Source organism: Pseudactinotalea sp. Z1748 (assembly GCF_049725185.1).
Taxonomy (GTDB): Bacteria; Actinomycetota; Actinomycetes; order Actinomycetales; family Beutenbergiaceae; genus CALKWS01.
Map to the genome: position 1 here is coordinate 1 of NZ_JBMPQB010000017.1, position 8,033 is coordinate 8,033.

The window sequence follows — 8,033 nt, forward strand, 5'->3', positions numbered from 1 at the left end:
ACTGACGTTGATGATGGAAGGGCTTCGGCGAGGTCTGACCCAGGCACTGACTGACGCCCCCTCTGGGGTGGTCCTTGACATGATCCGTCGGCCTGCGCCGGGGCATGTAAAGCGCATGCCGGCCAGGTGGACATGACCTAATAGGAGCTCGACCAAAAGTCCCATCAACGTCTTGTCTGCCCACCTGGCCGGTGTGCCTGTCCCGCTAGAGGAAGGCACCACCATCATGACCAGTGAACTGATCGATGTCATCGCCGGCGTGGACACCCACGCCGAGACCCATCACGTGGCGGTGATCGCCACGACCGGTGCACGACTGGGCGATGCACAGTTCCCGACCACGAGCCAGGGGTAGCGCGACCTGCTCTCCTTCATCACCAGCCTGGGCCGCATCACCACCATCGGGGTGGAAGGGACCAACTCCTACGGCGCCGAACTGGCCCGGTTCCTGCGCCAGGGCGGAGTAGTCGTGGTGGAGGCGATCCGCCCGACCCGTCAGGTCCGTCGTCTGCGTGGCAAGAGCGACCCGATCGACGCCTACGCCGCCGCCCACACGGTGCTCGCCGGGCATGACCTGCCCACCCCGAAGAACGCCGATGGCGATGCCGAGGCCATCCGCGTGCTGACCATCGCGCGCCGCTCGGCCCTCAAGGCCCGCACCGCGGCGGCCGTGCAGATCAAGAGCCTGCTCGTCACCGCCCCCGAGGCCCTACGTGCTCGCTTCCGGGGCCTGAACGACGCCGACCTACACGCCCAGCTCGCCGCCGTGCGCCCCGGGCCGGCCACCGAGGGCATCCAACCGGCAACCCTGACGGCAATGCGCCACCTCGCCCGCCGCCACCGCGCCCTGACCACCGAGATCACCGAACTGGAGACCGACCTCGACACCCTGGTCACCCGCGTTGCCCCCGCTCTGCGCGCCGCCCACGGCATCGGGCCGGTGACCGCCGCCCCGCTGCTCATCGCCGCCGGCGACAACCCCGACCGACTCACCAGCGAGGCCTCCTTCGCCGCCCTGTGCGGCGCCGCCCCGATTCCTGCGTCCTCGGGTAAGACCACCCGCTACCGCCTCAACCCCGGCGGTGACCGCCAGGCCAACGCCGCCCTGCACCAGATCATCCTGGTCCGCATGACGTGCGACCCCCGCACCCGGTCCTACATCGCCAAACGCACCGCTCAGGGAAAGAGCGACAAGGAGGTAATGCGCTACCTCAAGCGCGCCGTCGCCCGCGAGGTCTACCACCACATCGTCCACCCCCAACCCGTGCCGCAGGTCGATGACCTACGCCCGCTGCGCCACGCCAAGGGAATGACCCTGCAGACCATCGCGGACCACTTCAACGTCTGGCCCGCTCACATCTCCACCATCGAACGCGGCAAACGCCGCGACGACGACCTCGCCAACCGCTACCGCGAATGGCTCCTCACCGCTTGACAGCCCATAGGAGCATCATGTCGACGAACTCGAAGGGCGCGCGAGGGTGCAGCGACTGCCCCTTGAGGAAGTCACGCATCCGCTCGTCCTCGATGGCGAACGCGATGAAGACGGTCTTCTTGTCAGCCATGGCTATGGCCTCCTATCTGCTGTGAAGATGGCCAGGTAGGCCATTTCTACGTGCTCGCCGGAGCCTCTGGCAGGCCGGCTGGAGTTGCTCGAACTGGGTGTGAGTCAGGGCTTGTGGTGCCACACTCAAATGGGCTGAGATGCTGCTGACCAGCAAGCGAAGCAGTCAGACGAGTTGTCGGCGCCACGGAGTCACCACGTCATGACTCACACCAGTCGGCCAGCTAGTAGCGGTATCGGGTGATTGGCAGGTCCAGGCACGATCCGAGCCTCGGGTGACATGCCGTGTCACCGGTGACATCTTCCTTGTCACGGTGACATCTGCCGTGTCATTGGTGACAGGTTCGATGTCACTTCACACAGATTGCCCGGACCGGCCTACGCCTGGTCCGGACAATCCGGGTCTAGAAGTCCCAGTCGTCGTCCTCGGTTTCCTCGGCCTTGCCGATCACGTATGAGGACCCGGAGCCGGAGAAGAAGTCGTGGTTCTCATCGGCGTTCGGGGACAGTGCGGACAGGATCGCCGGGTTCACCGCAGTGGCATCGGCCGGGAACAGCGCCTCGTAGCCCAGGTTCATCAGGGTCTTGTTCGCGTTGTAGCGCATGAAGGCCATCACGTCCTCGGTCAGGCCCAGCGGGTCGTACAGATCCCGGGTGTAGGCCTCCTCAACCTCGAACAGGTCCTGGAGCATCTCGAAGGTGTAGCCCTTCAGTTCATCCTGATGGTCGGCCGAGAGTCGCTCCAGGTTCTTCTGGTACTTGTACCCGATGTAGTACCCGTGCACGGCCTCATCGCGGATGATCAACCGAATGAGATCGGCGGTGTTGGTGAGTTTGGCCCGGGAGGACCAGTACATCGGAGCGTAGAAGCCGGAGTAGAACAGGAACGATTCCAGCATCACCGAAGCGATCTTGCGCTTGTACGGGTCGGCGCCCCGGTAGTGCGCCACGATCGTCTGGGCCTTGCGCTGCAGGTGCTCGTTCTCCACCGACCAGCGGAACGCGGCATCGATCTCGTTGGTGGAGATCAGGGTGGAGAAGATCGAGGAGTAACTCTTCGCGTGCACCTGCTCCATGAACACGATGTTGGACAGCACCGCCTCCTCGTGCGGGGTGATCACATCGGGGATCAGGCTGACCGCACCCTGAGTGCCCTGGATGGTGTCCAGCAACGTCAACCCGGTCAGCACCCGGGTGGTCATCGCCTTCTCGTCATCGGTCAGGGTGGCCCAGGACTGGATGTCGTTGGACAGCGGCACCTTCTCCGGCAGCCAGAAGTTCGAGGTCAGCCGCTCCCAGACCTCCAGGTCCTTGGGGTCCTCGACCCGGTTCCAGTTGATCGCGTGGATCGGGCTGATGAGCGGATTGTCGCTGAGGGTGGAGGACTCAGGCGTAAGCGTGCTCAAGGGTTGTCTCCAATGCTTGGTGAACGGCGTCGATGTCCGATGGGGTGCCGAGCAGTTCGAATCGGTGCAGGTGCGGCACGCCCAGCTTGCGGGCGATGATGTCGCCGGCGATGCAGAATCCGGCGCCGAAGTTGGTGTTGCCACCCGAGACCACACCGCGGCACAGGGAGCGGTTGTGCTCGTCGTTGAGGAACTTGATGACCTGCTTGGGCACGGCCCCGCGCTGGGTACCGTGACCGTAGGTGGGGGTGATGAGGACGTACTCGGTGTTCCCCACATGCAGGAATTCATCGGTGGGGCGCAGCGGAATGCGCAGCGCCGGCACCCCCAGTCGTTGCACGAACCGGTGGGTGTTGTTGGACACCGAGGAGAAGTAGACGATGCCGGCCATCGTGATCAGGCCGTCCCTGCCGGCGGTCCGGCCGGCTGCTCGATCGTCATGGTGGGTTCCTTCGTCGCCTTCGGGTGTGGGTCGTGTGGGGTGTGGGGCCCGACGGCGAGTGGCCGAGTGCGTCGGCCACTCACCGCTGGTCACGCCTCAGGTGGTCACAGCGTGCAACTGACGCAGCCCTCCACCTCGGTGCCGGTCAGCGCCATCTGACGCAACCGGATGTAGTACAGGGTCTTGATTCCCTTGCGCCAGGCGTAGATCTGCGCGCGGTTCAGGTCCCGGGTGGTGACGGAGTCCTTGAAGAACAGCGTCAGGGACAGGCCCTGGTCCACGTGCTGGGTAGCCGCGGCGTAGGTGTCGATGATCTTCTCGTAGCCGATCTCGTAAGCATCGGCGAAGTACTCGACGTTGTCGTTGGTCATGTGCGGGGCCGGGTAGTAGACCCGCCCGATCTTGCCTTCCTTGCGGATCTCCACCGGCGCAGCGATCGGGTGGATCGAGGAGGTGGCGTTGTTGATGTAGGAGATCGACCCGGTCGGGGGCACTGCCTGCAGGTTCTGGTTGTAGATCCCGTGGGCCATCACCGAAGCCTTGAGTTCGCGCCAGTCGTCCTGTGTCGGGATGTGCACCCCGGCCTCGGTGAAGAGTTGACGCACGCGCTCGGTGGCCGGCTCCCACGCCTGGTCGGTGTACTTGTCGAAGTACTCCCCGGAGGCATAGGTGGAGTCGCCGAAGCCCTTGAACGCCTGGCCGCGCTCGATGCTGAGTTTGTTGGACTCGGTGATCGCGTGGAAGGCCACGGTGTAGAAGTAGATGTTGGTGAAGTCCACCCCCTCGGTGGAGCCGTAGTGGATCCGCTCCCGTGCCAGGTAGCCGTGCAGGTTCATCTGGCCCAGGCCGATGGCGTGGGATTCGTTGTTGCCCAGTTCGATCGAGGGCACCGAGTTGATGTGGGTCTGGTCCGACACCGCGGTCAGGGCCCTGATCGCGGTTCCCACGGTCTTGCCGAAGTCCGGTGAATCCATCGCCATCGCGATGTTCAACGAGCCCAGGTTGCAGGAGATGTCTTTGCCGACGTGGGCGTAGGACAGGTCCTCGTTGTAGGTGGAGGCGGTGGAGACCTGCAGGATCTCGCTGCACAGGTTGGAGTGGGTGATCTTGCCGGCGATCGGGTTCGCCTTGTTCACCGTGTCCTCGAACATGATGTAGGGGTAACCGGACTCGAACTGGATCTCGGCCAGGGTCTGGAAGAACTCCCGGGCCTTGATCTTCTTCTTGCGGATCCGGCCGTCGTCGACGAGTTTGCGGTACTCCTCGGTGACGTTGATCTCGGCGAACGGCTTGCCGTACACCCGCTCCACGTCATAGGGCGAGAACAGGTACATGTCCTCGTTCTTCTTCGCCAACTCGAAGGTGATGTCCGGGATCACCACGCCGAGGGAGAGAGTCTTGATCCGGATCTTCTCGTCGGCGTTCTCCCGCTTGGTGTCCAGGAATCGCATGATGTCGGGGTGGTGGGCGTGCAGATACACCGCCCCTGCGCCCTGGCGGGCCCCGAGCTGGTTGGCGTAGGAGAAGGAGTCCTCCAACAGCTTCATCACCGGGATCACCCCGGAGGACTGGTTCTCGATCTTCTTGATCGGGGCCCCGTACTCGCGAATGTTGCTCAGCAGCAACGCCACGCCGCCGCCGCGCTTGGACAACTGCAGCGAGGAGTTGATCGCCCGGGAGATCGACTCCATGTTGTCCTCGATGCGCAGCAGGAAGCAAGACACCGGCTCCCCGCGCTGCTTCTTGCCCGAGTTCAGGAACGTGGGCGTGGCCGGCTGGAACCGGCCGGCCACGATCTCATCGACCATCTCGCGGGCGAACTCCTCATTGCCGGCGGCCAGCGTCAGGGCCACCATCACGACCCGGTCCTCGAACCGCTCCAGGTAACGCTTCCCGTCGAAGGTCTTCAGCGTGTAGGAGGTGTAGTACTTGAACGCCCCGAGGAAGGTGGAGAACCGGAACTTCTTGGAGTAGGCGTAGTCGAACAGGTCCTGGACGAACTCGAAGGAGTAGGCGTCCAGTATCTCGGTCTCGTAGTAGCCGTTCTCGACCAGGTAGTCGAGTTTCTCGCGCAGGTTGTGGAAGAAGACGGTGTTCTGGTTGACGTGCTGCAGGAAGTACGCCCGCGCCGCCTCACGGTCCTTGTCGAACTGGATGTTCCCGTCGGCGTCGTACAGGTTCAGCATCGCGTTCAACGCGTGGTAGTCCATCGCGGGCTCGGCGAGCTCGATCTCCTCGCGCGTCAGTGTCGCTGCCACAGTTGTTCCCGTCCCTCATGGACGCGATGCGCGTCCTCAGTTGTTTCCAGTAGTCGAGTTGTCCGGAATCGGCTCCCCGCTCAGGTGCCGGCGCTTCCCGGTTATGTAGTTTCGGTGCCGTTGTTCAGGTGGTGGATAACAGAACCGCCCGGCCGGCTGAGCCCGACGGGCGGTCTGTGGGTGGCGGCCTCAGGCCGTGGCGGCCTGCGGTACCCGGGCCACGAGGGACTTGATCTTGTCGGGCCGGAACCCGGACCAGTGATCACCGTCGGCGAAGACGACCGGTGCCTGCTGGTAGCCCAGCGCCTTCACCGTCTCCAGCGCCTCGGCGTCGAGGCTGATGTCCACGATGGTGTAGTCCAAGCCGTACTTGTTCAACGACCGGTACGTGGCGTCGCACTGCACACATGCCGGCTTGCTGTAAACGGTGATGCTCATGCCGCTTCCCCTTCTTCGAAATGCTGCCCGCTGGTCTGAGGGTCTGGCGATCTCGCCACACAAATCACGAGCATGTAACTACATGGATGTTGTTCGCTCGACCACTATACCTAGTGGTGCGGAACTTACGTGGACCCTAGGTGTTGTGTCGTGCCGACGGGCGCGTCGCGCACGCGGCGTGTCCTCCACACCCCCTGCGGGACTTCCTGTGGACGACGACGGCGAACCTGTGGATAGCGTGTGCGCCGCCTTGTGCACAACGTTGAGAAGGCAACGATCGACCCCCTGCGGTCCACATCCACAGGTGCAGGAACCTCGCCCAAGGAATCCGTGGGTCCACCGCGGTATGCACAGGAACGCACGGTGTCCACAATCTGCGACACACCCCGCGCCCGGCGTGTCCGCACCAGCCTCGGAGAGTCCATCCTCAACCACCTCCACACCGGGCCGGGGCCGGTCGGACCCGAGTTGCGCCGTCGTGCATATTTTCCCACCGGACACTGACGTTGATGATGGAAGGGCTTCGGCGAGGTCTGACCCAGGCACTGACTGACGCCCCCTCTGGGGTGGTCCTTGACATGATCCGTCGGCCTGCGCCGGGGCATGTAAAGCGCATGCCGGCCAGGTGGACATGACCTAATAGGAGCTCGACCAAAAGTCCCATCAACGTCTTGTCTGCCCACCTGGCCGGTGTGCCTGTCCCGCTAGAGGAAGGCACCACCATCATGACCAGTGAACTGATCGATGTCATCGCCGGCGTGGACACCCACGCCGAGACCCATCACGTGGCGGTGATCGCCACGACCGGTGCACGACTGGGCGATGCACAGTTCCCGACCACGAGCCAGGGGTAGCGCGACCTGCTCTCCTTCATCACCAGCCTGGGCCGCATCACCACCATCGGGGTGGAAGGGACCAACTCCTACGGCGCCGAACTGGCCCGGTTCCTGCGCCAGGGCGGAGTAGTCGTGGTGGAGGCGATCCGCCCGACCCGTCAGGTCCGTCGTCTGCGTGGCAAGAGCGACCCGATCGACGCCTACGCCGCCGCCCACACGGTGCTCGCCGGGCATGACCTGCCCACCCCGAAGAACGCCGATGGCGATGCCGAGGCCATCCGCGTGCTGACCATCGCGCGCCGCTCGGCCCTCAAGGCCCGCACCGCGGCGGCCGTGCAGATCAAGAGCCTGCTCGTCACCGCCCCCGAGGCCCTACGTGCTCGCTTCCGGGGCCTGAACGACGCCGACCTACACGCCCAGCTCGCCGCCGTGCGCCCCGGGCCGGCCACCGAGGGCATCCAACCGGCAACCCTGACGGCAATGCGCCACCTCGCCCGCCGCCACCGCGCCCTGACCACCGAGATCACCGAACTGGAGACCGACCTCGACACCCTGGTCACCCGCGTTGCCCCCGCTCTGCGCGCCGCCCACGGCATCGGGCCGGTGACCGCCGCCCCGCTGCTCATCGCCGCCGGCGACAACCCCGACCGACTCACCAGCGAGGCCTCCTTCGCCGCCCTGTGCGGCGCCGCCCCGATTCCTGCGTCCTCGGGTAAGACCACCCGCTACCGCCTCAACCCCGGCGGTGACCGCCAGGCCAACGCCGCCCTGCACCAGATCATCCTGGTCCGCATGACGTGCGACCCCCGCACCCGGTCCTACATCGCCAAACGCACCGCTCAGGGAAAGAGCGACAAGGAGGTAATGCGCTACCTCAAGCGCGCCGTCGCCCGCGAGGTCTACCACCACATCGTCCACCCCCAACCCGTGCCGCAGGTCGATGACCTACGCCCGCTGCGCCACGCCAAGGGAATGACCCTGCAGACCATCGCGGACCACTTCAACGTCTGGCCCGCTCACATCTCCACCATCGAACGCGGCAAACGCCGCGACGACGACCTCGCCAACCGCTACCGCGAATGGCTCCTC

9 protein-coding genes are annotated in these 8,033 nt (G+C 64.8%); 4 read left to right on the top strand and 5 right to left on the bottom strand.

Annotation, left to right across the window (positions count from 1 at the left end; genetic code table 11):
* Positions 1-172 precede the first annotated feature (172 nt).
* On the top strand, positions 173-355 hold the full coding sequence (locus ACO0LU_RS19330; RefSeq protein ID WP_424790166.1) for a hypothetical protein: 183 nt from the start codon (positions 173-175) through the stop codon (positions 353-355).
* A gap of 6 nt (positions 356-361) precedes the next feature.
* Entirely contained in the window at positions 362-1,435 is a 1,074-nt protein-coding gene (locus tag ACO0LU_RS19335; protein WP_424792822.1) for an IS110 family transposase, read from the top strand.
* Here the strand turns inward: ACO0LU_RS19335 and ACO0LU_RS19340 are convergent.
* The 5 genes from ACO0LU_RS19340 to nrdH form a co-directional block, all read right to left on the bottom strand.
* A complete protein-coding gene (locus ACO0LU_RS19340) occupies positions 1,425-1,565 on the bottom strand; it encodes a hypothetical protein (RefSeq protein WP_424792965.1) in 141 nt (46 codons plus the stop codon). The two genes, ACO0LU_RS19335 and ACO0LU_RS19340, sit on opposite strands and share 11 nt — an antisense overlap.
* A gap of 403 nt (positions 1,566-1,968) precedes the next feature.
* Positions 1,969-2,970 carry a class 1b ribonucleoside-diphosphate reductase subunit beta gene (gene nrdF / locus ACO0LU_RS19345; protein WP_424787180.1) on the bottom strand — a complete coding sequence of 334 codons (1,002 nt, stop codon included), beginning with the start codon at positions 2,968-2,970 and terminating at the stop codon, positions 1,969-1,971.
* Positions 2,951-3,361, bottom strand: a complete 411-nt coding sequence (nrdI, locus tag ACO0LU_RS19350; protein ID WP_424792966.1) for a class Ib ribonucleoside-diphosphate reductase assembly flavoprotein NrdI — start codon at positions 3,359-3,361, stop codon at positions 2,951-2,953. Before nrdI ends, nrdF begins: the two co-directional genes overlap by 20 nt.
* Positions 3,362-3,516: 155 nt before the next feature.
* Entirely contained in the window at positions 3,517-5,622 is a 2,106-nt protein-coding gene (gene nrdE, locus ACO0LU_RS19355) for a class 1b ribonucleoside-diphosphate reductase subunit alpha (protein WP_424792968.1), read from the bottom strand.
* A 237-nt stretch (positions 5,623-5,859) separates the two neighbouring features.
* On the bottom strand, positions 5,860-6,108 hold the full coding sequence (nrdH, locus tag ACO0LU_RS19360; protein ID WP_424792967.1) for a glutaredoxin-like protein NrdH: 249 nt from the start codon (positions 6,106-6,108) through the stop codon (positions 5,860-5,862).
* A 671-nt stretch (positions 6,109-6,779) separates the two neighbouring features.
* On the opposite strand from nrdH, the gene ACO0LU_RS19365 reads away from it, so the two are divergent.
* Positions 6,780-6,962 (top strand): hypothetical protein, encoded by a 183-nt coding sequence (locus ACO0LU_RS19365; RefSeq protein ID WP_424790166.1) that lies wholly within the window; start codon positions 6,780-6,782, stop codon positions 6,960-6,962.
* A 6-nt stretch (positions 6,963-6,968) separates the two neighbouring features.
* A partial coding sequence (locus ACO0LU_RS19370; protein WP_424792120.1) for an IS110 family transposase occupies positions 6,969-8,033 on the top strand: 1,065 nt, incomplete at its 3' end.

Excerpts from the sequence above, each read along its gene's own strand:
- nrdH (WP_424792967.1), bottom strand. The coding sequence starts at position 6,108 with ATGAGCATCACCGTTTACAGCAAGCCGGCATGTGTGCAGTGCGACGCC.
- nrdI (WP_424792966.1), bottom strand. The coding sequence starts at position 3,361 with ATGGCCGGCATCGTCTACTTCTCCTCGGTGTCCAACAACACCCACCGG.
- ACO0LU_RS19340 (WP_424792965.1), bottom strand. The coding sequence starts at position 1,565 with ATGGCTGACAAGAAGACCGTCTTCATCGCGTTCGCCATCGAGGACGAG.
- nrdE (WP_424792968.1), bottom strand. The coding sequence starts at position 5,622 with ATGGACTACCACGCGTTGAACGCGATGCTGAACCTGTACGACGCCGAC.